The following is a 22718-nucleotide window of genomic DNA, read 5'->3' as shown; positions in this document are numbered from 1 at the left end:
GTATGAGAACGTTCAAAACCATTCCAGAACGCGGTGATTTCGGCTTCCAGCAACTGGTCGGGCCGCACAAGGTCACTGGCGCTTCGATGTCTGCCGAGCGCGGCTTCTTCGGCCTGCATTTGAGCAAGAGCTCGCCGTTCGGCTCGGTGCGCGATGAACAGGGCAACATCTATTCATTCGTGCGGTCGCTGATGGCGCCCAATGGCACGCCGAACCCGACCAAGTTCTACTACCTGAACAACCACGTCGACAACGTTCACCTGCGCATGGACCACGAAAAAATGGCCCGCCAGGCACTGACGCCACTGCCTGTGCATAGCCTGGAAGGTGATACCGCACGCTGGGCCAGCCAACCGGGTGAAGCCGGTAATGGCTGGGAAATCACGGCCAGCAGCGAACGCCTGACCTGGAAAGAAGAAGGCTTGTTTCATCTCGAAGGTCGTCTGCTCGGACCCGGTTTGCAGTGGTACTTGCCGGGTGTGGAGTGGGGCACCTTTTACGTTTCACAGTTGTGGGATATCGCCGGTGTCTGCGAGGGGCGCCCGGTAAAAGGCGCCATGGCGCTGGACCAGTTCTACATGGCTGAAGGCGGCGCCATCCACTTCAAGAAAGACTTGGTGGTGAACAACAACAAGCATGTGATCTGGTGGTCCTTTGTCACCGTTTATAAAGACGGCACGTGGGATACCGGTTCTTTCATGGTCGGTCACGACCACCTGGGTTACGCCATTTTCAACAATGAAAAAGGCGAGGTGCGGGTCACCACCGATATCGAAGGGCACACCGAGCACAAGGACGGTAGCTACTTTTTGAAGTCGGCCAAAATCGTGCTCGAAGGCAAGGAGGAGTGGGAATTCCTGCCTGACGAGAAGGGCGAAATGATCGACTTCGTTGGCGGTTTCCCGGTCACGGCGCAGCAGGAAGGGCGCTGGCGTCGGGTTGGCGATACCCGCGAGCCTTCGCACTGGCTGGGCTGGGGCGAGTCGGACCGGCGTAACGGCTCGGCCCGTAACGTTCCAGGCAAGGACCTCTAAATCAGTGAACCCCCTGTAGGAGCGAGCCTGCTCGCGAAAAACCTGAGAGCACCGCGGGGCTTCAGGCTTGGCGCGTTATCGTTCAGAAACATCGCGAGCAGGCTCGCTCCCACAAAAAGCCTCAACTAATAACAATAAAGAGGAATCACGATGAAATTCCGCGACAAAGTCGTACTGGTCACCGGTGCCGGTCGAGGCATGGGCCGCGCCATTGCCCTGGCCTATGCCCGTGAGGGCGCCAAAGTGGTGGTGTCGGCACGCACCGCTCGATACGGCGAAGAAACAATCGAGCAAATCAAGGCTCTGGGCGGTGAAGCCTGCCTGGTCGGTGGAGACATCGCCGATCGTGAGGCGATCAAGTCGATGGTGCAGGGCGGCGTAGAACATTTTGGCTCCCTGGATATCGTGGTGCATTGCGCCGCCGACACCAGTCACGGGCTGATCGCCGAAATGGCCGATGACACCTTCGATCACATTGTTCGCAGCAATATCCAGTCGTTGTTCTGGCTGGCCAAGGACAGCGCACCTTACCTGTCCAAAGCAGCCGACAAAGGCCGGCTGATTTACATCTCCTCCGGCGAAGCCAACCGCAAATACACACCACGACTGATTGCCTATAGTTCGAGCAAAGCATTCATGAATGCGTTCGCCCGTGGTTTGGCGGTGGAGTTCGGCGCCATGAATATCCTGGTCAACGTCGTCGAACCTGGGCTGATTGGCACTGACCACATGCTGGAAACCCTGGGCAATGAACTGCCGCACAAACTCGCCGCACACTTCCCGGTTGGGCGCCTGGGCGAGTCCGCTGATATTGCCAATGCCGTGATGTTTCTCACTTCCAACGAGGCCTCCTATATCACCGGCACGTCGTTGTTGGTGGATGGTGGCGCCACCATGATCGCGCTGCCCAAAGTCGAAGAAATCCTCAAGGGCCACTAATCATGTCGCGCGTCCGCGATGGCGGCCCGCGCCGGGAGTCAGGTCATGACAATTGAGACACGCAACAGCAGCAATACCGCCCACGGTGGCAATGATTTCTCCGAGTTCAAGCGCGGCTGGCGCGTGGTACTGCTGGGTCTGTTTGGCATCTGCACCAGCCTTTCCGCTGCGCTGCTGTATGCCTTCGGCACCCTGGTTATTCCGCTGGAGCAGGCCTTCGGCTGGAGCCGTGGCGACTTGCAGGCTTCGATCACCTTCCTGTTCGCCGGTGTGGCGATTTCTACGCAGTTGGTCGGCTGGCTCTACCGCCGTTTCGGTTTGCGTCGAGTGGCGATTGTTTCGATCGTGCTGCAGATCGTCGGTTATTTTGCGATCACCCAAATTCAGGGCTCGATTGGTTGGTTGTACCTGGCGTTTTTCAGCATGCCGATCGTCTGTGCCGGCACCATTGCGATCACCTGGACGCAATTGGTCAACCTCTGGTTCGAGCGCAACCGGGGTCTGGCGCTGGCAGTGATTCTATGTGGAACCGGGCTGGTGGCGATGATTCTGCCGCCGCTACTGTCGCGGTTGATTGCCGTCTATGGCTGGCAGGCGGGTTTTATTGCATTGGGGGCGATGCCGCTGCTGTTTACGCTGCCCTTGTCTTTGATGTGGTTGCGCATGCCGGCGCCGCACGCCAGCACTGAAGCGACGACACAGAAGGAACTCCCGGAACTGGCCGGCATGTCCTTCCAACAAGCGTTGCGCTCCGGGAAATACTGGGGCTTTAACATCGCGCTGATCCTTTCGGTATCGTTGACCGTAGGCATGGTGACCAACATGGTGCCGATGTTGCAAAGCAAAGGCTTGAGCGGCCAGCAAGCCAGCCAGATATTCAGTACCTTTGGTATTTCCATCATCGGCGGGCGTCTGTTGGTGGGCTACATGCTCGACCGCTTTTCACCTTCTCTGGTGGCTGCGGTGAGCCTGGCACTGCCTGCGCTGGGCTGCGCGATCTTTCTCTTTGGCGGGGCGCAGAGCACACCGTTAATGGTGCTTGCCACTCTTTGTATCGGCGCAAGTGCCGGGGCTGAATTCGATCTGGCGGCATTCCTGATGGCACGTTATTTCGGCCTGAAAGACTACGCGCGTATCTTCGGTTTGCACCTGTGCCTGATCACCATTGCTGCCGGGCTGGTGCCCATGTTGTTCGGCCATCTTTACGATACTTACGGCAGTTATTCGGCGGTGCTGGTGTGCTGTTTCTGCTGCGCCATTATCGGCCCGAGCATTTTGTTGTGGTTGAAGATGGAACCGGCATTTCTGGCGCTTCAGCACACTCTACAACAACGGCAACACGCCTGAACCCCACCCGAGGACGAACGTGATATGAGCATGGACAAACACGCAATCGAGCACTTCCTGCACGGCCAGATCGACTGCTGGAACAAAGGCGATAAAGAGGGCTTTTTTGCACATTACCGCAGCGTCTCGGCCAATGGCTTGAGTATCGAATACGTCGGCAAACCACAGCACGATGCCTGGCAGGTCCTGGAAGGCATGTGGGCGCAACAGCAACCGAAGATTCGCGTCGAGGTGCGGCAGTGCATCGTTAATGGCAACGAAGCCGCGTGCCATCACCTGAATGCCTTTCGCGAGCAGGAAGGCGGCATCGAAACAATCGAGTTGTATCGGTTCGAAGAAGGGCAGTTGTTTGTGCGTTATTTCATCAACCAGTAAGGGTTGATCGCCCGGGTGCGCACAGCCTTGTCATAAAGGTTGTGCGCACTGGCGGCTTATACACCGTCGGTGGAATAGGAAAGCTGTCGCCACAGCTCGATTTGCGCGAGCATATTGTTGAGCTTGTTGCTGACTTGCAGGTAAGCGTCGGAGCCGGCCAGGTAACGCAACGGCGGATGTTCACTGTTAACCAGGTGAACCAGCGCGTCTCCCAGTTTCGCCGGGTTGCCGGTTTGCTGGTGGTTGTAGGCGGCCGAAGCGCCTTTGACCTTGGCCGTGAGTGCGGCGTAATCCTCCAGCCCACGGGTACCAAAGACAGCGGAGCTGGGGTCGAGGAAGTCGGTACGGAAAACCCCGGGTTCCACTAGCGTTACCTTGATGCCGAACTGCGCCACTTCCAGGCTCAGGGATTCGGAAAAACCCTCCACGGCAAATTTCGACGCGCAGTACAGCGCCGCACCGCCCATCCCCACCACACCGCCCATTGAGGACACGTTGAATACGTGACCACTGCGTTGCGCACGCATGACGGGCAACACGGCACGGCAGACGTTGAAGACACCAAACACGTTGGTCGCGAACTGGCTGTCGGCTTCACTGGCAAGATTGTCTTCAAAGGGTGCCAGTTGCCCATAGCCGGCGTTGTTGACCAGCACATCGATTCGGCCAAATCGCGCGACGGCAGTCTCTACGGCAGTCAGTGCCTGGGCTTCGTTGGTCACATCCAGGGCCACCGCCAAAACGCGCTCACCGAACTCGGCGAAGGCATCTTCCAGTGGTTCGATACGTCGGCCACTGACCACCACGCGGTCACCGTCAGCCAAGGCGGCTTTGGCAATGGCGGCGCCCAAGCCTCGGGCGGCACCGGTAATAAACCAGACTTTGTTCATTGCATCGCTCCAGTCGTTATGCAAAAAAAAAGCCGCGTCAGCTCGGAGGCGGGCGCGGCTGCGGGTTTTACCTGTCCATGCGGCGCTCAGTCGCGGTTGGCCGCTTCCCAGGCTTTCAGGTCGAAACCGTCAGCGGCGGCTTCGGCTGCCGACAACTTGGGCGCGCGGGCGAGAATCTTGCGCGCGGCCATGTGATCGCCCATGCGATTGCAGGATTCAACGGCTACCAGGCGGTCATTGCGGAAACACAGCACGGAAAGTTGTTTGTCTTGGGGAGACCCGAGGACAACAGTGCTGTCGTAGCCGTTGGAGAGTCCGGCAATCTGTAGTTTCAGGTCACCCTGATCGGTCCAGAACCAGGGCAGGGCGCCGTAAGGCGCCGGTTTACCCATCAACCGTGCGGCCACTGCGCGGGCCTGGTCGATGGCGTTCTGCACCGACTCGAGACGCGTGTGCTGTTCATCGTTTTGCAGGCACGGGAAACTGGCGACATCGCCCAATGCGGAAATTCGCGGGTCAGAGGTGAGCAGGTTGGCGTCGACCTTGATGCCGTTCTCGATGGCCAGACCCGCTTCGGTTGCCAGTTGGGCATTGGGGATCACACCGATACCAAACACCACGAGGTCGGCAGGCAGGGCACGTCCGTCAGCGGTTTGCACGGCGCAGACCTTGCCGTTGTCGCCATCGATGCGACTCAAGCCCTGGCGGAAGTCGAAATGCACACCCCAGGCTTCATGGGCCTGGCGGAACAACTCCGACATTTCCCGCGACACGGCACGGGCCATTGGCCGCTCGGCCAGTTCCAGCACATGGACATTGGCCCCCTGTGCTGCGGCTACCGCGGCAAACTCCAGACCGATGAACCCGGCGCCGATCACCACCACATTGCGCGCTTCTTTAGCCAGTGGCGCCAAGGCATCGGCATCGGCTTTGGTTTTGATGCCGAATACCTGAGGCAGCTCGGCGCCTGGCACCGGCAGCGGCCGGTTGTGTGCACCCGTGGCCAATACCAGGTGGTCATAGCTGATCGCCTCACCGGAGGCCAACACTACGCGACCGTTCTGGCGGTCAATTGCCGTCGCCTGGTCATGCAGCAGTTCAATGCGTTGGGTGGCATAAAACTCAGCGGGACGGAACAGCAGATTGGTCCCCTGGATCTTGCCGAGCAAGTAGGCCTTGGACAATGGCGGCCGCTGATAGGGTAGGCCTGGCTCATCGCCAATCAGGGTAATGCGCCCGTCATAGCCTTCCTGACGCAAGGAGGCAGCGACCTGAAAACCGGCTTGGCCAGCACCGACGATAACGACTGAGGCGAGGGTCATGTTAGCTCCTTCAAGCGCATTCAGAATTGCGACGACGGCAGGTGCAGGACCATGCCGTCCATCTCTTGGCTGATGATCAACTGGCAGCTCAAGCGGCTGTTGTCACGGCGCTCGAACGCGTATTCGAGCATGTCGTTTTCCATGCCTTCAGCGGCTTGCACCTTGCTCAGCCAGGCCTCGTCGACATAGGTGTGGCAGGTGGCGCAGCTGCAGGCGCCGCCGCAGTCGGCAGGAATGCCCGGCACTGAGGCGAATGTAGCGGCTTGCATCACCGATTGACCTACGTCGCCTTTGACCTGATGGGCCGTGCCGTTGTGTTCGATAAACGTCAAAGTGGGCATGTTCTGCTCCGATTCTTGTTGGGGGCTCAGGATTGACTTGGAATTGTTTGTGCGTTGAAGCGTGGCACTCGCCCCAGGGTCAGCAACAACAAGGGGCCGATCAGGCAGCAAGCAGCGCTGTATACCAGCATCGAGGTATAAGAACCGGTGCGTGCCAGCATGTAGGCGAAGAGCAACGGCGCCAGTGCCGAGGCCACGGTATTCAAGCCCTGATGGACGCCAAACAGACGGCCGTATTCGCGTAAACCGAAGTAGCGGGCGATCAGGAAGGCGGCAATGTCGAACTCTGCCCCGGCGCCGAAACCGACCAGTACGGCCGCCAGCAGCAGGGGGGCAAATTCGTTGGTGGGGCTCAGGTAGATGAAACACCCGATAGCGGGCAGCACGAGGCTGAGCGCAGACACCGCTGGCGGCCATAGCCGATCGAGCAGGTAGCCGATCAACATGCGCCCGAAGATCAGCGAGATACCAAAACCACTGAAGATGGTGGCGGCTTGCGCAGCGGACAAACCTCTGGCTTGCAGCATGGGCACGGTGCTGGTGACCATGCCGACAATCGAAGAAATCACCAGGCCGAGTGCCAGGTTGCAGGTCCAGAATTTCAGCGAGCCCATGCCTTCACGAAAACCCATGCCGGGCAATTGCTCCAGCGCACTGCCGTCATTACGGTTACCCACCGCAGCGGGTAGCTTGAACCACAGCAGAATCAGCGGCAGTAGTACCAGCAGGTTGAGAAGCGCGAGAATCACGAAGGCCGCTCGCCAGTCCCATTGCTCAATGCCCCACGCCATCAGGCGGGGAATGGTGGCGGCAGTGACGCCAGTACCGGACAGCCCGATGGCCAGCGCCAGGCCACGATTTTTGTCGAACCACAGGCTGATCAATTGCGTCCAGGTGACCGCCAGGGCGCCCATGCCGACGATGGGCAGCAACGCAAAGGCAATGTACATCGACCAGATCGATTGGGTCAGTTGAGTGGTCGCCAGGTAGCCGAGCGACAACAACAGCAGGGAAATCACCGTGACGCGCTTCATGCCGTAGCGCAGGTTGAACCAACCCACCAGTTGCAAGGACACCACGGCGCCGCCAAACAGGAAGGTGATGCAGGCCTGCAGTTCGCTTTTACTCCAACCAAAGGCATCGCCCAGTGGTACGACCAGGGTGCCGAAGCCGTAGAGCAGGGCGGCGTTGATGCTGATGGCGACACCGGCGACAGCCAACATCAGGATCTTCCAGCTTTGCCGGAACTCATGAAGATCAATGGCCGCTTCGTTCTTGGACGGGTGCATTCAGTTGGCTTCCTTATAGGTTTTGTTGAGCCAAGCACTGCTTTGGATGGTGATGTGGACCACCGCCAGCAAATTCTTTGAACAGAATCTGGTTTTTTATTCAGAATAAAATCAGAAAATCCCCTTTGTCCAGCACAGCTATCTGACTCAAAGACAAACGAATTTCCTGCGTTGAACCCACCTTTCAATCAATCTGCATCCGGTCGTGTTCAACATCCTGCTGTTTTTTATCCATTTGGATTCCAGACCAGTGTTTTGCGACAGCGGATAGATGGCAGCATATCCGCGTTAAAAATTAATTGCACATAAAATAAAATAGTGTTCATAATTTGCTGAGACTGGACCTGATAAAGGAGACAAAAATGAGTTCAGAAAAAGCGCAATTCAAAGCCGTGGCAGACCGTAGCCGCTGCTGTGGTTATGGTTTGTGTGCCGCGATCTGCCCAAGCCTGTACAAACTTGATGCCGATGGCTTGGTATACATGGACGATGCTCGTGTTCCACCGGAACTGGAGGAGGAGGCCCGTGAAGGGGCTGCCGCCTGCCCGGCGGAGGCCATTTGGCTTGAGCCCATCACCCAGGAAGACGAAGCCGTTTAATGGCGTGAGCGTCAGTCGTCACGTGATAACCACAGAGTTGAGGATGTGCGGATGGGACGGTTACACAACAAAGTCGCATTGATTACCGGGACCGGCGGTGGCCAGGGCCGCGCTGCGGCGCTGCGTTTTGCCCGCGAAGGGGCGATTGTGGTCGGCTGCGACTTTAACGCCGAAGGCCATGAAGAGACTGCAGCCTTGATGCGGGCCGAGGGGTTTACCCTGTATGGTTCGGCGCCCGTGGACTTGGGCGATCACCAACAGGCCAAGACCTGGATCGATGCCGCCGTCGCTGAGCACGGACGCATCGACGTCCTCTACAACAACGCTTCCGCCGCACGTTTCGGGCTGGTCAGCGAGATGTCGATCGAAGATTGGCAGTTCACCATGCGCAACGAAATCGACCTGCTGTTCTACACCACCAAGTACGCCTGGCAGCACTTGGCCGAGCAGCGCGGAGTGATCATCAACGTGTCGTCTACCGCGGCCTGGGGCGGTTCGAAAGTCGCCGGTATTGCCGCGCATTCGGCCGCCAAGGGCGCCGTGGTCTCTTTCACTCGCCAGTTGGCCGTGGAAGGCGCACCGTTTGGTATCCGTGCGGTCAGCCTGAGCCCGGGCTTTGTCGCCACGCCGGGTACCCGGCCGTTTCTGGAAGACCCGAAAATGCGCGCCATGCTGCTGGACGGTGTATTGATGGACCGTCCCGGCGAACCCGAAGAAGTGGTGGCCATGGCGGTATTCGTCGCCTCGGATGAAGCTTCGTTCATTACAGGTTCGGACTTCGTCATCGACGGCGGGTTACTCGCGGTCTGACACACGCGGCGTCAGTGCAGGTGCCATTGGCACCCTTTCATCTCGAACAATAACAAGGTGAATAACGTGGACATCATCGGTATCGGTTACATGGGCTTCGAAACCCCCAATCTCGAGGCGTGGCGTGAGTACGGCCCGCAGGTGATGGGCTTTGGTATCGGCAAGAATCCCGAGAGTGACCCTGAGTCACTGTACTTCAAAATCGACGATCGCCGTCATCGTTTGGCGTTCCATCCGGGTAAAGTTGACCGAATTGCCTATATCGGCTGGGAAGCGGTGGGGCGCATGGCGTTCGAGGACGGCATCAAGAAGTTGGCCGCGGCCAATGTCGAATTCACCCGTGGCGATGCTCAGCTCTGTGAAAAGCGTGGTGTTCGCGAACTGGTGCGCTTCCGCGACCCGGTGGGGTATCAGCACGAACTCTTTTACGGGCAAAAATGGCTGCCGCGCTCGTTCCAGCCAGGGCGTCCACACAGTGGTTTCCTGGCCGACGAACGTGGGGCAGGCCACGTGGTGCTGATCACCCCGGACTACACGCCGGAACTGGAAGACTTCCTGCTCAACGTCATGGGCTTCAGCTGGTATGGCGCCGGCGCGGGCAAAGGGCGCACCGGATTTTTCCGCTCCAAACTCAATCATCACACCAGTCACGACATCGCTTATGGCCACGGCCCGGGACGCATGGGCGTGCAACATGTCGGGCTGTTTGTGCGCAACGTGCGTGATGTCGGTGAAACCTACGACATCGTGCGCCAGCGCGAACTGCCGATGATGATGACCCTCGGTCAGCATGCCCAGGATCCGCACCTGTCGTTCTACCATTTCAACCCGTCCGGCTTTGCCTTCGAGACCATTGCGGAAATCGAGCCATGGCAAGGCGACCCTTATGAGTTGAACCCGGAAAAACTCAGCCTGTGGGGCCACGAAATGGTCGGCCCGATTCTCGGGGCCAGCGTCAAGACACCGGAAGAAGTGCTCGACGCCGAGTATCTGCCCATCTACCTGGCCAGACACTGAGATGCGCCTGGCGCGGGTCGAGGTAGCCGGGCAGGCGTTCTGGGCGTTGCTGGATGCGCAGTCGGATCGGCTTAGGCGGATCAATGCGCCATTCGCCCAGTGGGCCGGGTTGGGGGCGAAGCTTGCACCAGACATCCTCGACCTTGCTGACGAATGGTTACCGTTGTCGGCTGCACGTCTGCTTGCGCCGCTGGAGCCGGGCAGTCGGGTTTTTGGTGTGGGCCTCAATTACCTGAGCCACCTCAAGCGCCTGGGCAGTGATGCGCCGGCGCACCCGCTGGCGTACATGAAGCCTGAGTCAGCGCTGGTCGGTGCTGATGACGAGATCGATTATTCGCCGCTGACCACCCAGCTCGATTACGAGGTGGAACTGGTCGCTGTCGTGGGCCGCCCGTTGCTGGATGAGCCTCATGCCAGCGACTGTCTGCTGGGGTACACGGTGGGCAATGACATCAGTGCGCGGGATGCCGGCAAGCAGATTGGGCGCCTGGACCTGTTGACCCAGAAAGCCATGGATCGCGCCACTCCGGTGGGGCCATGGATTGTCACGGTGGATGAACTGGGTGTAGCGGGGCAGCCGGCATTGGAGATGCGCCTGAGTGTCAACGATGAACTGCGCCAGCAAGACAACACCCGGCAGATGATTTTTAGCCTGGATGAGTTGCTCAATTATCTGGATGCACGTATCAGTCTGCGGCCGGGTGACCTGGTGTTTACCGGTTCCACCCACGGGGTGGGTCTGGAAAGCGGGCGCTTTTTGCAGTCGGGTGACCGGGTCGAGGCGCAAATCGAAGGCATCGGCCGACTGCGCAATACCATTGCAGCACCACGCCAGCTGAGCCCCGCGCGCGCGGTGGGGCGACTGGGCCAGCCGCTGGATAAGTAAACCCCTGATTTTGACCGGTATAGACGCTGAGGAGTGATGATGAGCGAGGGTTCGGCGTGGGCGCCGTTTCGCAATAGAGCGTTCCGCGGCCTATGGCTGGCGGGCGCTGTGGTCAATATGGCGATCTGGATGCAGACGGTCGCTGCTGCGTGGATCATGACCACATTGACCACGTCTGCGGCGATGGTCTCCCTGGTGCAAACCGCTGTGACCCTGCCGGTCTTCCTGTTTGCCTTTCCGGGTGGCGTGATTGCCGATCGGGTGGACCGTCGCGGTTGGCTCATTATTACGCAGTGCATGATGCTGTTCGCCGCGCTGGTGCTGTGCGGGTTGGCGTACAGCGCTCACCTGGAAACCTGGGGATTATTGGCGTTCACCTTTGTCCTGGGTACCGGCAGTGCATTGGGAATGTCGGCGTGGATGGTGACCATGGTCGGTGTACTTTCCCGCGACCAGGTGCCGGCGGCCGTGTCGTTGAACGGCATTTCCATCAACGCGACCCGCGCTTTGGGGCCGGCGCTGGCCGGTGCGTTGATTGCTTACTGGAACACCACTTCGGTGTTTCTGGCCATCGCGCTGTGCATGTTCTCGGTGCTGCTCTTCCTCTTTCGCCTGGTACCCAACCCGCCAGCCGTGGGCTTGCCACCGGAAACCCTGACCGGAGGCATGCGCAGTGGCCTGCGTTACATCCGCCATTCGGCGGTATTGTTCAGCGCCATGAAGCAGGTGTTGGTATTCACCAGCAGCGCTAGCGCTTTGTGGGCATTGATGCCATTGGTGGCCAAGCAGGAATTGGGCATGGACGCCGGTGGTTATGGCTTGCTCATGGCGTTTCTTGGAGCGGGTGCCGTGCTGGCGGCGCTCAACTTGCCGCGTCTGTACCGCGTATTGAATATGCGGCATTTGCTGGTGTGCGGCGTCATTGCCTTTGCCCTCGCGACCCTCACTGCCGCGCTGTCCCATAATCGCTATGGGGTCTGCGCGATGATGTTGCTTGCAGGGTTTGGGTGGATGGCGGTCAATGCGACCATTTCCACGGTTGTGCAAACGTACGCCGCCAACTGGGTGCGCGCCCGGGTTGCATCGGTCTATGTATTGATCCTCATGGGTTCGATGGCCGCCGGCGGTGCGATCTGGGGTGCGCTGGCCGAGTATCTGGGGCTGAGCCAGAGCCTGCTGCTCTCGACGCTTTTGTTGCTGGTCGGCATTCTGCTGACCCGTAACGGCCGTGTGGAGCTGGGTCAGGAGGCAGATTTTGCCGAGGTGCAATTGACCGACAAACTCCAGCTGGCCAGCCCGGTGACCCATGCCGATGGACCGGTCTCGGTGGAGATCGTGTACCAGGTGACGGCGCCGGACTGCGACGACTTCCTGGCTGCCGTATACGCAGTAGGCAAGGCGCGCCGGCGCAACGGTGCGCAGAACTGGCGCCTGTACCGCGACATGGCCAACCCGCAGCTCTACAGCGAGCGATTTATTGTCGAATCCTGGCTGGAGTATTTGCGCCAGCAGACACGGGTGACTCAGGCTGACCATGCCCAGGAGCGTCTCATCGAGCGTTTTCGTCGCGAGGACCTGCAAACCCGCCGGCTGATCCATCAGCCTCTGGTCAGACAATCCGACTGAAATGTTCGAATAATTCCCAGACAAAACTTTACGGCGCAATTCATTCTCAGGCTAGAATGGCGACACTATAAAGTGACTGGATTGGGCATGGACTTCACTGACGTCAACGACAACGACAAATCAACCGGCGCAACACTCGTCAAGCCCGTTTCCAACGCGATACGCATCCTGCGTTACCTCAGCCAGGTGGGCACACCGGAACGATCGGTGGACATCGCCCGACAACTGAAGATCAATCCCAGCACCTGCTTCAACATCCTGCGCACGCTGGTGCAAGAGGAGGTCGTCGACTTCAGTGCCATGTCCAAGCGCTACTCCGTGGGCCTGGGCCTGGCGCGTCTGGTTGAACAATTGGTTACCCAAGGCCACCGCGTGCAGATGGCCAAACCCCTGCTGCAGAACCTGGCCGCGCGCCAGCGGGTAACCATCACCCTTTGGCGCAAGATGAGCCCTGACCGCATCGTCATTGTCAGCTCCGCTGCCAGCCCGACTGATGTCCGCATCGATATGGCCGAAGGTCAGCGCCTGCCGATTCTGATGGGCGCCAGCGGGCGTTTGTTCGCCACTCAGATCGACCTCGACGATCCCGAAGTGCAGAGCAGTTTCGAAACCATTCGCTGGGCCCAGCCGCTGTCGCTGGAGGTTTTCCGGGAAGAAGTCCGGGTCGCCGCCGAGCGTGGTTGGGCAGTAGATGACGGGCATTTTTCGGGTGGGATTCTTGCCGTCGCGGCGCCAGTGTACTCACCGACCAACAGCATCGACTTCACCGTCTCCGCGGTGATGTTCCGCGGGCAACGCGATGAAGAGGGCCTTGCCGAGCTGGGCAAGGCACTGATCGAGTTCTGCAGCGAAGTGGCCGGCGTACTTTACTGAAGCGCGCCGTTACTCGCGTACCAGAAGCAGGCTGCCCCCCAGCGGGCCGCCACCTGCTGCCACCGTGCTGACACGGTGTTCACGGGTTTGTCGCCCTTCGGCACGGCCCCACAGTTGCAGGCAGGCTTCATGCACGTAACCCAGGCCATGGGTGCGCCCGCCGGATAGCTGCCCGCCATTGGTATTGATTGGCAGGCTGCCATCGAGCGCGATGCGCGTCCCACCCTCGACGAATGCACCACTTTCTCCGACGGGGCACAGGCCCAAGGCCTCGAGCCAGATCATGGTCAAAATCGAAAAACCGTCATACAGCTGCGCGGATTCGACGTCCTGCGGGGTGTAGTCAGTGCGTGCCCACATCATCTGGCCAACATCGAAAGCGGCCATTTTGGTCAGGGAAATTTGGTCCCATGACCAGGGCTGGTTCAATGCAGCTCCCATGGCTTCAATGCGGATCGGTTTGTTCGGCTGGTCCTGAGCGATATCGCGGCGCGACAAGACGATGGCGGTCGATGCATCGCAATGCACGTCGCAGTCGAACATGCGCAGCGGCGTGGAAATCATCCGCGACGCCATGTAATCGTCCATGCTCATCGGTGTGCGAAACACCGCCTTGGGGTTGCGCATGGCGTTCTGGCGACACGTTAGGGCGATTTGCGCCAGTTGCTCCGCACGGGTGCCGTATTCATGGAAGTGACGTTGGGCGTACAGCGCCATCAGATTAGTGGCCGAGAGCACATTGAATGGCGTGAACCACTGCCAGGCGTAGCTGCTGTCACGTCCTTGGGTTTTATTGGTCAAGGCGCTGGCTTGTTTGTTCACCATGCGGGCTGACGCTTCGGTGATGGTGCGAAACACCAGCACGTGTTTACACAGCCCCGCCGCAATCGCCATGGCACCGTTGATCACGCCAGTCAGCGGGCCAGGCCCTTCATAGCCGCCGCCGAACCAGTTGACGTTGAGCCCTAGAGCGCTTTTCAGAGCGCTCGGGCCAATCGGCGAAAACGGGTCGCCATTGTTGTTGTCGCCTGGCCAGCAGGCCACACCGTCGATGTCGCTACGCTGCAGGCCAGCGTCAGCAATGGCCTCGAGGCACGCATCAAGGGTCAGGCGCATCGCCGACTTGTTCGACGGTCGCCCGACTTCCGATTGACCAATGCCGGTGATGGCGACGTCTTTTTCATAACGATGATCGAACATCACTGATCCTTCTCGAACAGAGGCAACCAGACATCCTCGACATTGAGGAAGCTGACCCGTACCGGCATTTCGATATGCACATCCGTGACCGGAATGCCCACCACGTTGCTCACCAATTGCAAGCCAGGTTGTTCCACCAGCTCGATGATCGCGACCACATAGGGCACCTCCAGGTCGGGGGCCCAGGCCTGGTAATTGATGGTGTAACTGAGCACATTGCCTTTGCCGGACACCGGCTCTGGCGCCACCTCAAAGCTTGCACAATGCGGGCAAAGCGGGGCGGGTGGATGGAAATACCGGCTGCAGGCCGCGCAGCGATGAACGAGCAGTTCGCCCCGTTCGCCGCCTTGCCAGAAGGCGCGGTTGTCGGCGTTGAGTGCAGGAAGTTTTCTAGGCATCAGCGGTCCGCAGGTGAATGTTTGACTTGAAGTCATACGGTATCATTTGTACATATTTTCTAAAAGTGTCATATATACGTACCGACGAAGGCACGAATCGAACCTTCGCGCCGTAAAACAACAACAAGAGGATTTCGCGATGTCCCAGTCATTACTGGACAAGAGGGTAGTCGTCACCGGCGGGTTTGGAGCCCTCGGCAGCGCACTTGGCAAATTCCTGCTGGCGCGTGGCGCCCGGGTTGCATTGCTGGATCGCAGCGAGGCGCCTGCCGCCTTGCTGGACACGGAAAACCTGCTGTGCCTGGGCGGTGTTGACCTGACTTCGACCGAGTCGGCCAGTGCGGCGTTCGAGCAGATTGCCACGCAGTGGGGCGGCATTGATGGTTTGGTCAACGTCGCGGGCGGGTTTGCCTGGGAGACCGTCGAAGGGGGTAGCCTGCAGACTTGGGATCGCCTCTATCAGATGAATGTGCGTACCGCAGTGGTCAGTTCCCAATCGGCGCTGGCGCAGCTTCTGGCCTCCAAGGCAGGACGCATCGTCAACGTGGGAGCGCTGGCCTCGGTCAAAGCCGCAACAGGCATGGGCGCTTACGCTGCTTCCAAGGCCGGCGTCGCCCGGTTGACCGAGGCTTTGGCCGAAGAGCTGAAGGATCGTGGCGTGACGGTTAACGCCGTGCTGCCAAGCATCATCGATACTCCTGCCAACCGTGCCGACATGCCTGAAGCCGACAGCCGCCGCTGGGTGACCCCGGATGCATTGGCGGCGGTGGTTGCGTTTCTGTTGTCGGACGATGCTGCGGCAGTAACCGGTGCGCTGTTGCCAGTGAGTGGACGCGTATGAGACTGGTGACCTATAGCGACGCCGAGGGCTTTGATCGTGCGGGTGCGTTGCTCAACCAGGACCAGCAGGTACTCGACCTGCAAATCGCCTACCGCTTGCTGGAAAGCCGCGAAACCCCGGCACTGAGCAGCATTCTGTCTCTGGTGGAAGGCGGTGAGCCTGCGCTGGAGTTGGCCCGCTCCCTGGTGGCCAAGGCCCCCTCGGCGGCAGTGCTGGAGCGCGCCAGTGTGAAACTGCGCGCACCGATCCAGCCGCCACCGCAGATGCGCGATTGCTCCTGCTTCGAATTGCACCTGCGCCAGAGTTTCGCCGCGGCCCGTCGCGCCCGGGCGTTGCGTACCGAGGATCCGGAAGCGACCTTGAAGGCGATGAACACTCGCGCCGATGACCGGGTGATCGAAACCTTCAACAAGCAGCCCATCTACTACAAGGGCAACCGTTTTGCGGTGATCGGCATCGACGACGAATTCCAGTGGCCGAGCTTCAGTCGGGCAATGGATTTCGAACTGGAGTTCGGTTGCTACATCGGCAAGCGCGGCAAGGACATCAGTCGTGAAACCGCCCGTTCGCATATCGTCGGTTACACCATCTTCAACGACATGAGCGCGCGCGACGCACAGGCCCTGGAAATGCCCGGCATGCTCGGCCCGGCCAAGAGCAAGGATTTCGACACGGCCAACATCATGGGGCCGTGCCTGGTGACCGCAGACGAACTGGGTGATCCCTACGACCTGAATATGGTTGCCCGGGTCAACGGGGAGGAGTGGGGGCGCGGCAATACCCGCGACATGCGCTGGAGCTTCGAGGACGTGATTGCCCACGTGTCGCGCTCAGAAACCTTGTACCCCGGCGAGTTCCTGGGCTCCGGCACGGTCGGCAACGGCTGCGGCCTGGAGCAACTGCGTTATTTGAAACCTGGCGACGTGGTTGAGCTGGAGATCGACGGCATCGGTGTACTGCGCACTCAAGTGGGGAAGGCGCCGAGCAAGGATTGACGGTTACCTGAATGGCGAAAGAATTCACTTACGAAAAGAAGGTGAATTCTATGTACAAAAATAGAAAAAGTGTCTTATATTTCGTTGCAACCACTGTCGTGACACTCTGATTAGGAGGCAAGCATGCTAACAAGAACAAGCCCCGTATTGTCGGATGGAACCAAGGTCTCGGACCTCATCTATCCATCCAGCCGTGAAGTGCAAATGCGTGTGTTGTCTGACCACGAAATTTACGATCTGGAAATGGAAAAAATCTTCGGCAAGATCTGGGTATTGCTGGGTCATGAATCGGAAATTCCTAATTCCGGCGACTTCATGGTCCGTGACATGGGGTCTGATTCGGTCATTGTTGCCCGTGGCAAGCAGGGCGAGGTGTTCGTGACCCTCAATGTGTGCCCGCACCGCGGGATGCGCATCAGCACTGCCGACTGCGGCAACACGCAAATTCACAAGTGCATCTATCACGGCTGGGCTTTCCGCCCCAATGGCGACTTCATCGGCTCGCCGGTCGAGCGTGAATGCATGCACGGCAAAATGCTGCCCAAGGAAGAACTGGGCCTGAAAAAAGCCCGGGTCACGCTGTATGGCGGCCTGGTATTTGCCACCTGGAACATTGAAGGACCGTCGTTTGACGAGTTCCTGGGTGATGCCAAATGGTACTACGACATGCTGTTCTGTCGTTCCGACAAGGGCATGGAAGTGCTCGGCCCACCCCAGCGCTTTATCGTCAACGCCAACTGGAAAACCGCGGGTGAGCAATCGGCGGCCGATGGTTTCCACACCCTGACCTTGCACCGTTGGTTGGGCGAAGTGGGTAACTACGCCAAGAAAGGTGAGGGCGAAACAGCCGACCTCAGTCCGGAAATGATCGGCGTGGAAATCAGCTCGCCCCACGGCCATGCGCTGCGCTGCATCGACCTGGCGCGCAAGATCAAGCGCCTGACCGGCCTCGACCCGGCCGAGCTGACCGTGCAGCAAAAACTGGAGGCATTGCCGCCTGCCGGCATGACTGCCGACATGGTCGAACAGCTGGCACGCAATCTGACTGAAGATCAGTTGAAAGTGCTGACCAGCATGCCGCCGCAAGTCGGCGGGATGTTCCCGAACATTCTTTTCGGCTTCGTCTACATTCCGCAGCCCGATGGCAGCGTAGTCGGCTCGATGACCTTGCACGCCTACGTGCCTCGCGGGCCAGACAAGCTGGAGTTCGTCAACTGGGTGTTTGCCGAGAAAGACGCATCCCCTGAACTGCGCGACAAGATGCTCAAGCAAACCATCCAGTTGTTCGGCACCTCGGGCATGGTCGAGCAGGATGACTCCGATACCTGGCCGCACATGACCCTGGCCGCCAAAGGCGCGATGGGCCGCAAGAGCACGCTGAAATACCAGGCTTGCTTCGAAACAGGAGCACCCGAGGGTTGGCCGGGCCCTGGCATCGTCAACGAAGGCTTCACCAAGGACGATACCCAGTGGCACTGGTGGTTGTACTGGCACGAGCTGATGACTGCACCGAACGAGCAATAAGCGCCTGTTGGCCCTGGTTCGATTGCGGTCCTTGCGGGTCGCAATCGCCGGTAACAGCATTAACAAGTACAAGAATAAAAGTGAGGGAATGACTCATGGCTCAGGTTCAACAACGCGGCGTGGAGGATATCCAGCCGGGTTCCCCAGTCGGCACCAAGCGGGTGCCGGTGGGCTCGCCGATCTACAACGATGTGGTGACCTTTCTCTACGAGGAAGCCACGCTGCTCGACCAGATTCGCCTGCAGGAGTGGGCCGAACGCCTGGACACCGACCTGGTGTATACCGTACCGCTGCGCCAGACTCGCGTGGCGTCCGAGCTCAGAACCACCATCGTGCGCAGTGTTCAGCACTACCACGATGACTACCGTTCGATCATGGGCCGCATTTTGCGCCTGTCCGGTAAAAGCGCCTGGGCGGAAGATCCTCCCTCGCGTACCCGACGCCTGGTGACCAACGTGTTTGTCGAGGAAACCGACAAGAGCGATGAGTTTGTGGTGACCAGTTACCTGCTACTGACCCGTAGCCGTTTCAACGACCACCATGTCGACATCATCAGTGGCGAGCGACGTGACGTGCTGCGTCTGCATGAGGCGGGGTTCAAGCTTTCCCGGCGCGAAGTCATCCTTGACCAGGCGGTGCTCGGAACCCCCAATCTGGCCGTCTTCCTCTGAGTCCTATCGGCGGTCCGGGGCGAACCCGGATCGTCGGGTCTTGCGGGCCTTGGCCGCACTGCTCTTGCACCAGGAGCAGCGCGGCTAAGGCCTTTGCCCCAACCAATCCTGGTCCTCGGCGCACAACTTCAGTTGTTCATGGCTGAAATCCAGGGTCGAACCCTTCATTCGCAGTGCCTGCTCGGCGCGTTCGGGTTGCTGGCTGTAGCAAAGGCCAGTGTTCGCGGCGTGAATCTGCTCGTCCAGGTTATAGGCGCGTCCCATCGAGATCAACGTGCAACGGCGAAGTAGCAGGGCGGCTTCGGCGGCTTCTTCACCGAGGGCCTTCAGCGCCCAGCGTGCCATGCCTTCGCGAAGGTTGATGCCTGAATAGGGAGATGGCCCTTCAATCATGGTGCCGTTGACGTCCCAGGTCAGGTCTTCATCGCCATCACGTATCAAGGTGGCGCGGGTACGGTTGGCGATGCGCTGGCCGATGTTGATGTCGTAGCGACGTTCAAGAGTGCCACGGGCTGCAGCTGCAATGGCCAGACCCGCCAGATCGAACAGGTGGGTGCATTGATGACTGGCGTCGGCCTGCCGGGTCACTGAGTGGGCTATACAGTCCAGCTTCATGCCCAGCAACTGCTGTAATTGACCGCAAGCCTGCGGGCACATGGAGTAAGGATAACGCAGCGCTTCACCGCCAATGGCGGTGACTTCACCTTCATGGTGACGAACCCATACACGGAAGTGGTGAAAGTCGTCTTCCAGAGCCGCACGGACCTCACCCGTGCCATCGACATGGTGAGCAATGATGTCTACGCGGCGACGAAATACAGTCATCCTCAATATCCTTGTTCCAGTACTGTTTAGCCTGAAGAAATACGCTATATTTAGACACTATAACCAATAATGTTCACAAAAAAACAAAAACGGAGTGGCTATGGCACTGCTAAATGAACAGGTTGCGCTGATTACCGGTGCAGGCGGCGGAATTGGGCGCGGTATTGCGCTGAACTTTGCCAAAGAGGGTGCTGCCGTGGTGGTCGCCGAACTGGATGTCGCCAGTGGAGAGGCAGTAGTCGCCGAACTGAAAGCGTTAGGTGGCCAGGCTGTATTCATCAAGACTGACGTGTGCAGCAAAACGGACATCGAGGCCGCCGTGCAATTGGCCATTGATCAATTCGGGGGGCTGGACATCCTGGTCAACAACGCCTTTGCGCCCACCCCCAATGTGCTCCTGGAAGAAAAAACCGATGCCATGCTGGAGCAAACCCTCGGCTCAACAGTGTGGGCTGCATGGTGGGCGATGAAAGCCGCGCTGCCTCATATGAAGGCGCGGGGCGGTGGCAAGATCATCAACTTCTACTCTATCGATATCGAAATCGGTGCCTGGTTGCATGGGGACTACAACACGGCGAAGTCGGCCATTGTCGGGCTGACCCGCAGCGCTGCATCCGAGTGGGGGCGGTTCAACATCCGCACCAACGCCATCGCTCCCACGGCAATGGGCGCCACGTTCCACAAGCTCGCCGCAGAGAACCCCGGCTTTGCCGAGATGTCGGCTTCCATGCGTCCATTGGGCCGTTGTGGCGAGCCTGAAGCCGACATCGGCCCAGTGGTGGTATTCCTCGCGTCCGAGATGTCGCGTTTCATCACGGGCGAAACCATTCACGTCGACGGAGGCCTGCATCTGCCGGGTTATAACTCTCGCCCTAAAGGCATTCCTGTGCGTGAGTATTGAATTCAACAGATCAATGTAGGAGCGAGCCTGCTCGCGATGGACGTTAACGATAACGCGTACGTTCTGGTAGAGCGCGTTGTCCCTTAAGTTCATCGCGAGCAAGCTCACTCCTACAAAGGCGACACCAGGCCCAAGAGACGAGAAAGCCCGCTTCAAAGCGGGCTTTTTCTATGATGGATGGCCAACTCCAGCCAGATAGAGACGATTATTTTTTGGAAACCACGATCGATGTGGTTTCCAGATCCCAAGTGGTCGCGGTTTTTCCTTCATCGCGCAGCAAGTATTTCAACACCCGTCCCTGCGGGTTTTTCGGCAGGCTGCTGCGAAATTCGATATAGCGGGGCAGGGCATAGTAAGGCACCGATTCAGTGGCCCAATGGAACAGCTGCTCCGGATCCAGTGTCATGCCTTCATGCAGTACCGCTGTGACCTTCACATCGTCCTCGCCCTTATCCGATGGCACCGCATGTACGGCGACCTCGGCCAATGCCGGGTGAACAGCAAAGGCTGCTTCCATTTCAAAGCTGGAAATGTTTTCGCCTCGGCGGCGCAGATAATCCTTCTTGCGATCGACGAAGTAGAAAAAGCCATCGTCATCGAACTTGCCAATGTCACCAGTGTGGAACCACATGTTGCGCATCAGCTTCTGGGTGTCTTCCGGACGGCGCCAGTAGCCCTGGAACATGATGTCCGGACGCAGCGGACGAACCACAATTTCGCCGGCGCTGTTCGGCGCTACTTCCTGATCGAGGTCGTCGACGATGCGTACATCGAAATCCGAAATGCGTTTTCCCGAGGAGCCCGGCGCGGCGTACTCGCCGGCGGCCAATGAGGTAATAACGCAGGCTTCGGTGAGGCCATAGCCATTGCCGCCCACCAGCTTGGTACCGAAACGCTCGCGCCAGATCTTTTTGGTTTCTTCGGTGTAAGGGTTGCCTCGAGCGGTATGGATCTGCCCGACACAACGCAGCATCGCTTCGTTATCTGGCGCCTGGGCGAGGAGACCGCCCATGCCACCCAGGATCGAGGCGATGGTAGCGCCGGAGCGTTCCACTTCCTGCCAGAAATTCGAAACGGAGAATCGCGGGAGAATGGCGGCGCGTGCGCCAACCAGAATACTGGCGATGATCGATACGCACAGCGCATTCATGTGAAACAGCGGCAATGGCGTGATGGTCACATCATCGGCACTGGCTGGGCCAGCGCGCAATTGCAGGCGTGCCAGGTTGCACATGAAGTTGTAGCTGATCATGCAACCCTTTGAAGGACCTGTGGTGCCTGAGGTGTAAATCAGGCAGGCAAGGTCTGAAGGTTGCGGTTTATTGGCGAGTGGAGTGGCGTCATGGCCACGCCATTCATCCAGCGGCGCAATGCGAATTCGGCAATCGGGGATCGCATCGGCCGTGCCTCGGTGAAGGATGTGCTGGACGTCCAGCAGTTGTTCGGCGAGCGGCGTGATGCGTGGCAGGTAGGCCGCTTCGCAAATCACCACTGAAGTGCCGGTATCGGCGATCTGGTGCCGGAGAAATTCCCCTTTGAGCGCGGTGTTGATCGGCACGCTCACGGCGCAGAGCTTATTGATGGCCAGCCAGGTGGTGACAGCGTCGATGTTGTTATCGAGCATGGTCAGCACGGTTTCACCGGCTTTCACGCCCAAGGTAGCGAGTGCGTTGGCCATCTTGGTTGAGAGTGAGTCAACCTGAGCATAAGTGTATAACTCGCCGCTGAAATCCAACAAAATCTTGTCTGGATGCCTTGCTACTGCACGACTTAGCGCTTCGATGACAGTGTCTCGTTCTCCCACTGCCCAAGTTTCTGGATTGCCACTGCTGCCCATGAATATTCTCCTTTTAGGCGCCTAAAGCTGCTGGTTTGCCTGATTTTATTTTGATGAGAGAATTTGATTCTAAATACAAAATATGAAAATGTCTTTAGCAATAAGTTGAACATGAAATCTTATTTATGCACAGATCCTGTGCTAGTGTTGACCTATCTTTACTCTCAATGAGCCCGTC

Annotated in this window: 23 protein-coding genes; 15 read left to right on the top strand and 8 right to left on the bottom strand. The window is 58.8% G+C overall.

What is annotated here, in order from left to right:
• The first annotated feature begins 2 nt into the window (after window positions 1-2).
• From AC1Q6Y_RS16390 to AC1Q6Y_RS16375, 4 genes are all read left to right on the top strand, one after another.
• Window positions 3-1034, top strand: a complete 1032-nt coding sequence (locus tag AC1Q6Y_RS16390; RefSeq protein WP_020798226.1) for a hypothetical protein — start codon at window positions 3-5, stop codon at window positions 1032-1034.
• Between the two features lie 150 nt (window positions 1035-1184).
• On the top strand, window positions 1185-1973 hold the full coding sequence (locus AC1Q6Y_RS16385) for an SDR family NAD(P)-dependent oxidoreductase (RefSeq protein WP_057715107.1): 789 nt from the start codon (window positions 1185-1187) through the stop codon (window positions 1971-1973).
• A gap of 45 nt (window positions 1974-2018) precedes the next feature.
• Entirely contained in the window at window positions 2019-3320 is a 1302-nt protein-coding gene (locus tag AC1Q6Y_RS16380; RefSeq protein ID WP_057715106.1) for an MFS transporter, read from the top strand.
• Between the two features lie 24 nt (window positions 3321-3344).
• On the top strand, window positions 3345-3695 hold the full coding sequence (locus AC1Q6Y_RS16375) for a nuclear transport factor 2 family protein (protein ID WP_057715105.1): 351 nt from the start codon (window positions 3345-3347) through the stop codon (window positions 3693-3695).
• 56 nt (window positions 3696-3751) lie between these two features.
• On the opposite strand, the gene AC1Q6Y_RS16370 is transcribed toward AC1Q6Y_RS16375, so the two are convergent.
• The 4 genes from AC1Q6Y_RS16370 to AC1Q6Y_RS16355 all read right to left on the bottom strand — a co-directional run bounded on the left by AC1Q6Y_RS16370 (window position 3752) and on the right by AC1Q6Y_RS16355 (window position 7537).
• The gene (locus AC1Q6Y_RS16370; RefSeq protein ID WP_057715104.1) at window positions 3752-4585 is read right to left on the bottom strand and encodes an oxidoreductase; all 834 of its coding nucleotides are present in this window, start codon (window positions 4583-4585) and stop codon (window positions 3752-3754) included.
• An 86-nt stretch (window positions 4586-4671) separates the two neighbouring features.
• Window positions 4672-5907: an NAD(P)/FAD-dependent oxidoreductase gene (locus AC1Q6Y_RS16365; RefSeq protein WP_057715103.1), complete on the bottom strand. Its 1236-nt coding sequence runs from the start codon at window positions 5905-5907 to the stop codon at window positions 4672-4674.
• 20 nt (window positions 5908-5927) lie between these two features.
• Complete coding sequence (locus AC1Q6Y_RS16360) at window positions 5928-6248, bottom strand: 2Fe-2S iron-sulfur cluster-binding protein (RefSeq protein WP_057715102.1); 321 nt, start codon at window positions 6246-6248, stop codon at window positions 5928-5930.
• Between the two features lie 26 nt (window positions 6249-6274).
• Window positions 6275-7537, bottom strand: a complete 1263-nt coding sequence (locus AC1Q6Y_RS16355; RefSeq protein WP_057715101.1) for an MFS transporter — start codon at window positions 7535-7537, stop codon at window positions 6275-6277.
• A 362-nt stretch (window positions 7538-7899) separates the two neighbouring features.
• On the opposite strand from AC1Q6Y_RS16355, the gene AC1Q6Y_RS16350 reads away from it, so the two are divergent.
• The 6 genes from AC1Q6Y_RS16350 to AC1Q6Y_RS16325 all read left to right on the top strand — a co-directional run bounded on the left by AC1Q6Y_RS16350 (window position 7900) and on the right by AC1Q6Y_RS16325 (window position 13348).
• Window positions 7900-8136 (top strand): ferredoxin, encoded by a 237-nt coding sequence (locus tag AC1Q6Y_RS16350; RefSeq protein ID WP_057715100.1) that lies wholly within the window; start codon window positions 7900-7902, stop codon window positions 8134-8136.
• A 51-nt stretch (window positions 8137-8187) separates the two neighbouring features.
• Window positions 8188-8946, top strand: a complete 759-nt coding sequence (locus AC1Q6Y_RS16345; RefSeq protein ID WP_057715099.1) for an SDR family NAD(P)-dependent oxidoreductase — start codon at window positions 8188-8190, stop codon at window positions 8944-8946.
• 66 nt (window positions 8947-9012) lie between these two features.
• A complete protein-coding gene (locus AC1Q6Y_RS16340; RefSeq protein WP_057715098.1) occupies window positions 9013-9963 on the top strand; it encodes a VOC family protein in 951 nt (316 codons plus the stop codon).
• A gap of 1 nt (window position 9964) precedes the next feature.
• Complete coding sequence (locus AC1Q6Y_RS16335; protein ID WP_057715097.1) at window positions 9965-10849, top strand: fumarylacetoacetate hydrolase family protein; 885 nt, start codon at window positions 9965-9967, stop codon at window positions 10847-10849.
• A gap of 39 nt (window positions 10850-10888) precedes the next feature.
• Window positions 10889-12475 carry an MFS transporter gene (locus tag AC1Q6Y_RS16330; RefSeq protein ID WP_057715096.1) on the top strand — a complete coding sequence of 529 codons (1587 nt, stop codon included), beginning with the start codon at window positions 10889-10891 and terminating at the stop codon, window positions 12473-12475.
• A gap of 87 nt (window positions 12476-12562) precedes the next feature.
• The gene (locus AC1Q6Y_RS16325) at window positions 12563-13348 is read left to right on the top strand and encodes an IclR family transcriptional regulator (RefSeq protein WP_057715095.1); all 786 of its coding nucleotides are present in this window, start codon (window positions 12563-12565) and stop codon (window positions 13346-13348) included.
• A 9-nt stretch (window positions 13349-13357) separates the two neighbouring features.
• Here the strand turns inward: AC1Q6Y_RS16325 and AC1Q6Y_RS16320 are convergent, their stop codons facing one another.
• Together AC1Q6Y_RS16320 and AC1Q6Y_RS16315 are read right to left on the bottom strand one after the other, a co-directional pair.
• Entirely contained in the window at window positions 13358-14548 is a 1191-nt protein-coding gene (locus AC1Q6Y_RS16320; protein WP_057715094.1) for a thiolase family protein, read from the bottom strand.
• The gene (locus AC1Q6Y_RS16315) at window positions 14548-14946 is read right to left on the bottom strand and encodes a Zn-ribbon domain-containing OB-fold protein (protein WP_057716619.1); all 399 of its coding nucleotides are present in this window, start codon (window positions 14944-14946) and stop codon (window positions 14548-14550) included. The genes AC1Q6Y_RS16320 and AC1Q6Y_RS16315 overlap by 1 nt, the downstream gene beginning before the upstream one ends.
• Window positions 14947-15085: 139 nt before the next feature.
• Here AC1Q6Y_RS16315 and AC1Q6Y_RS16310 point away from each other — a divergent pair, with 139 nt between their 5' ends.
• The 4 genes from AC1Q6Y_RS16310 (at window position 15086) to AC1Q6Y_RS16295 (ending at window position 18977) form a co-directional block, all read left to right on the top strand.
• The gene (locus tag AC1Q6Y_RS16310) at window positions 15086-15787 is read left to right on the top strand and encodes an SDR family NAD(P)-dependent oxidoreductase (RefSeq protein WP_057715093.1); all 702 of its coding nucleotides are present in this window, start codon (window positions 15086-15088) and stop codon (window positions 15785-15787) included.
• A complete protein-coding gene (locus tag AC1Q6Y_RS16305; protein WP_057715092.1) occupies window positions 15784-16782 on the top strand; it encodes a fumarylacetoacetate hydrolase family protein in 999 nt (332 codons plus the stop codon). The genes AC1Q6Y_RS16310 and AC1Q6Y_RS16305 overlap by 4 nt, the downstream gene beginning before the upstream one ends.
• Window positions 16783-16905: 123 nt before the next feature.
• The gene (locus AC1Q6Y_RS16300; protein WP_057715091.1) at window positions 16906-18306 is read left to right on the top strand and encodes a Rieske 2Fe-2S domain-containing protein; all 1401 of its coding nucleotides are present in this window, start codon (window positions 16906-16908) and stop codon (window positions 18304-18306) included.
• 95 nt (window positions 18307-18401) lie between these two features.
• Window positions 18402-18977, top strand: a complete 576-nt coding sequence (locus tag AC1Q6Y_RS16295; RefSeq protein ID WP_057715090.1) for an aromatic-ring-hydroxylating dioxygenase subunit beta — start codon at window positions 18402-18404, stop codon at window positions 18975-18977.
• 84 nt (window positions 18978-19061) lie between these two features.
• Here AC1Q6Y_RS16295 and AC1Q6Y_RS16290 read toward each other — a convergent pair whose 3' ends face one another.
• On the bottom strand, window positions 19062-19802 hold the full coding sequence (locus AC1Q6Y_RS16290) for a DUF2889 domain-containing protein (protein ID WP_057715089.1): 741 nt from the start codon (window positions 19800-19802) through the stop codon (window positions 19062-19064).
• A gap of 100 nt (window positions 19803-19902) precedes the next feature.
• On the opposite strand from AC1Q6Y_RS16290, the gene AC1Q6Y_RS16285 reads away from it, so the two are divergent.
• Entirely contained in the window at window positions 19903-20703 is an 801-nt protein-coding gene (locus tag AC1Q6Y_RS16285; protein ID WP_057715088.1) for an SDR family NAD(P)-dependent oxidoreductase, read from the top strand.
• 205 nt (window positions 20704-20908) lie between these two features.
• Here AC1Q6Y_RS16285 and AC1Q6Y_RS16280 read toward each other — a convergent pair whose 3' ends face one another.
• Window positions 20909-22540, bottom strand: coding sequence for an ATP-dependent acyl-CoA ligase (locus AC1Q6Y_RS16280; protein ID WP_057715087.1), 1632 nt, complete (start codon window positions 22538-22540; stop codon window positions 20909-20911).
• Between the last annotated feature and the right edge of the window lie 178 nt (window positions 22541-22718).

It is taken from the genome of Pseudomonas sp. GW823-FHT06E10, from assembly GCF_058794995.1.
Note: the sequence above shows the minus strand (reverse complement) of the source record. Positions and strands in the feature narration are given on the sequence as shown.

Excerpts from the sequence above, each read along its gene's own strand:
- AC1Q6Y_RS16390 (WP_020798226.1), top strand. The coding sequence starts at position 3 with ATGAGAACGTTCAAAACCATTCCAGAACGCGGTGATTTCGGCTTCCAG.
- AC1Q6Y_RS16385 (WP_057715107.1), top strand. The coding sequence starts at position 1,185 with ATGAAATTCCGCGACAAAGTCGTACTGGTCACCGGTGCCGGTCGAGGC.
- AC1Q6Y_RS16380 (WP_057715106.1), top strand. The coding sequence starts at position 2,019 with ATGACAATTGAGACACGCAACAGCAGCAATACCGCCCACGGTGGCAAT.
- AC1Q6Y_RS16375 (WP_057715105.1), top strand. The coding sequence starts at position 3,345 with ATGAGCATGGACAAACACGCAATCGAGCACTTCCTGCACGGCCAGATC.
- AC1Q6Y_RS16370 (WP_057715104.1), bottom strand. The coding sequence starts at position 4,585 with ATGAACAAAGTCTGGTTTATTACCGGTGCCGCCCGAGGCTTGGGCGCC.
- AC1Q6Y_RS16365 (WP_057715103.1), bottom strand. The coding sequence starts at position 5,907 with ATGACCCTCGCCTCAGTCGTTATCGTCGGTGCTGGCCAAGCCGGTTTT.
- AC1Q6Y_RS16360 (WP_057715102.1), bottom strand. The coding sequence starts at position 6,248 with ATGCCCACTTTGACGTTTATCGAACACAACGGCACGGCCCATCAGGTC.
- AC1Q6Y_RS16355 (WP_057715101.1), bottom strand. The coding sequence starts at position 7,537 with ATGCACCCGTCCAAGAACGAAGCGGCCATTGATCTTCATGAGTTCCGG.
- AC1Q6Y_RS16350 (WP_057715100.1), top strand. The coding sequence starts at position 7,900 with ATGAGTTCAGAAAAAGCGCAATTCAAAGCCGTGGCAGACCGTAGCCGC.
- AC1Q6Y_RS16345 (WP_057715099.1), top strand. The coding sequence starts at position 8,188 with ATGGGACGGTTACACAACAAAGTCGCATTGATTACCGGGACCGGCGGT.
- AC1Q6Y_RS16335 (WP_057715097.1), top strand. The coding sequence starts at position 9,965 with ATGCGCCTGGCGCGGGTCGAGGTAGCCGGGCAGGCGTTCTGGGCGTTG.
- AC1Q6Y_RS16330 (WP_057715096.1), top strand. The coding sequence starts at position 10,889 with ATGAGCGAGGGTTCGGCGTGGGCGCCGTTTCGCAATAGAGCGTTCCGC.
- AC1Q6Y_RS16325 (WP_057715095.1), top strand. The coding sequence starts at position 12,563 with ATGGACTTCACTGACGTCAACGACAACGACAAATCAACCGGCGCAACA.
- AC1Q6Y_RS16320 (WP_057715094.1), bottom strand. The coding sequence starts at position 14,548 with ATGTTCGATCATCGTTATGAAAAAGACGTCGCCATCACCGGCATTGGT.
- AC1Q6Y_RS16315 (WP_057716619.1), bottom strand. The coding sequence starts at position 14,946 with ATGCCTAGAAAACTTCCTGCACTCAACGCCGACAACCGCGCCTTCTGG.
- AC1Q6Y_RS16310 (WP_057715093.1), top strand. The coding sequence starts at position 15,086 with ATGTCCCAGTCATTACTGGACAAGAGGGTAGTCGTCACCGGCGGGTTT.
- AC1Q6Y_RS16305 (WP_057715092.1), top strand. The coding sequence starts at position 15,784 with ATGAGACTGGTGACCTATAGCGACGCCGAGGGCTTTGATCGTGCGGGT.
- AC1Q6Y_RS16300 (WP_057715091.1), top strand. The coding sequence starts at position 16,906 with ATGCTAACAAGAACAAGCCCCGTATTGTCGGATGGAACCAAGGTCTCG.
- AC1Q6Y_RS16295 (WP_057715090.1), top strand. The coding sequence starts at position 18,402 with ATGGCTCAGGTTCAACAACGCGGCGTGGAGGATATCCAGCCGGGTTCC.
- AC1Q6Y_RS16290 (WP_057715089.1), bottom strand. The coding sequence starts at position 19,802 with ATGACTGTATTTCGTCGCCGCGTAGACATCATTGCTCACCATGTCGAT.
- AC1Q6Y_RS16285 (WP_057715088.1), top strand. The coding sequence starts at position 19,903 with ATGGCACTGCTAAATGAACAGGTTGCGCTGATTACCGGTGCAGGCGGC.
- AC1Q6Y_RS16280 (WP_057715087.1), bottom strand. The coding sequence starts at position 22,540 with ATGGGCAGCAGTGGCAATCCAGAAACTTGGGCAGTGGGAGAACGAGAC.